The 1,427-nt window shown below is 69.0% G+C and carries 1 protein-coding gene; it reads left to right on the top strand.

Going from position 1 to position 1,427, the window contains the following annotated elements; genetic code table 11:
- Window positions 1–1,199: malonyl-CoA decarboxylase (locus AC27IQ_RS24545; RefSeq protein ID WP_487091142.1), on the top strand; the 1,199-nt coding region annotated here is incomplete at its 5' end.
- Between the last annotated feature and the right edge of the window lie 228 nt (window positions 1,200–1,427).

Below are 1,427 nucleotides of genomic sequence, written 5' to 3'. Positions count from 1 at the left end.
AGGCCGTCGCCGCCTGGTACCACGCGGCCGAGCCCGAGGAGCGCCGCGACATGTGGCTGCTGCTGTGCGAGCAGTTCGCGCCCGACGCCACGCGTTTCAAGTCGGCGCGCCAGCGCTACGAGGCGGCGGCCGGCACGGCCGAGGAGGCCCATGCCGAGATCCACCTGCGCCGCGCGCTGGTGTCGCCGCGCACGCGGCTGCTGCAGCGCTTTGCGGTGTTTCCGAACGGCATGCGCTTTCTGCTCGACCTGCGGGCCGAGCTGCTGCCGCAGCTCAAGGGCGACAAGCGGCTGCTCGCGCTCGATGCCGAGCTGGAGCAGCTGTTTTCCACCTGGTTCGACGTGGCGTTCCTGGAGCTGAAGCGCCTGTCGTGGGATTCGCCCGCCTCGCTGATCGAAAAGCTCATCAAGTACGAGGCGGTGCACGACATCCGCAGCTGGGCGGACCTGAAGAACCGGCTGGACAGCGACCGGCGCTGCTACGGCTTCTTCCACCCGCGCCTGCCCAACGAGCCGCTGATCTTCGTGGAGGTGGCGCTGGTGGCCGACCTGTCCAGCAGCATCACGCCGCTGCTGGACGAGGGCGCGGCGCCGTCCGACCTGTCGAAGGCGACCACGGCGATCTTCTACTCGATCAGCAACACGCAGACGGGGCTGCGCGGCGTGAGCTTCGGCGATTCGCTCATCAAGCACGTGGTGGAGACGCTGAACGCGGAGTTTCCGCGCCTGCGCACCTTCGCCACGCTGTCGCCGATCCCGGGATTCCGTTCGTGGCTGTCCAAGCACTGCGCCGCCGCGCTCGATGCGCTCGATGACAAGCGCCGTGCCGAGCTGGGCAAGGCCGTGGGGTTCGAGCCGCCCCAGGCCGCCCACGTGCTGGCCGCGGCCGACAAGGCGCTGGAGCTGCCCCCGAAATCGCCCGTGCGCCAGCTGCTGCTGCAGTGCGCCGCGCGCTACCTGGGGCGCGAGCTGCAAGAGGGCAAGCCGGTGGACCCGGTGGCGCGCTTTCACCTGGGCAACGGCGCGCGCGTGGAGCGCCTGAATTGGGCGGGCGACCCGTCGTCCAAGGGCCTCAAGCAATCGTTCGGCCTGATGGTCAACTATCTCTACGATCTCAAGCGGATCGACAAACACCGCGGCCTGCTGGCGCAGGGCCGCGTGCCGATGTCGGGAGACATCGAGAGCCTGTGCCGGGACTGAGGCGGTGTGAGCGGGGCAGAAAAAAAAAAGGCCGGTGCGCGCCATGAAGGAAAGCGCCCGAGCCTTTCGCCCCGCGGGTCAGATGGCACCGGCGCCATGAGCGCGCCTTCCTTGCATGCATGACAAAGACCCACAACGACAGGAGACAGACACCATGAACCATTCCCCTTTGCAGCGCCGCGGCGTGCTGCGTGGCGCGGCCGCGGCCGGCCTGGCGCTGGCCACCGG

This window comes from Acidovorax sp. KPB24-07, assembly GCF_057543315.1.
The sequence above is the reverse complement of the archived record's forward strand: the minus strand, read 5'-3'. Positions and strand labels throughout refer to the sequence as shown.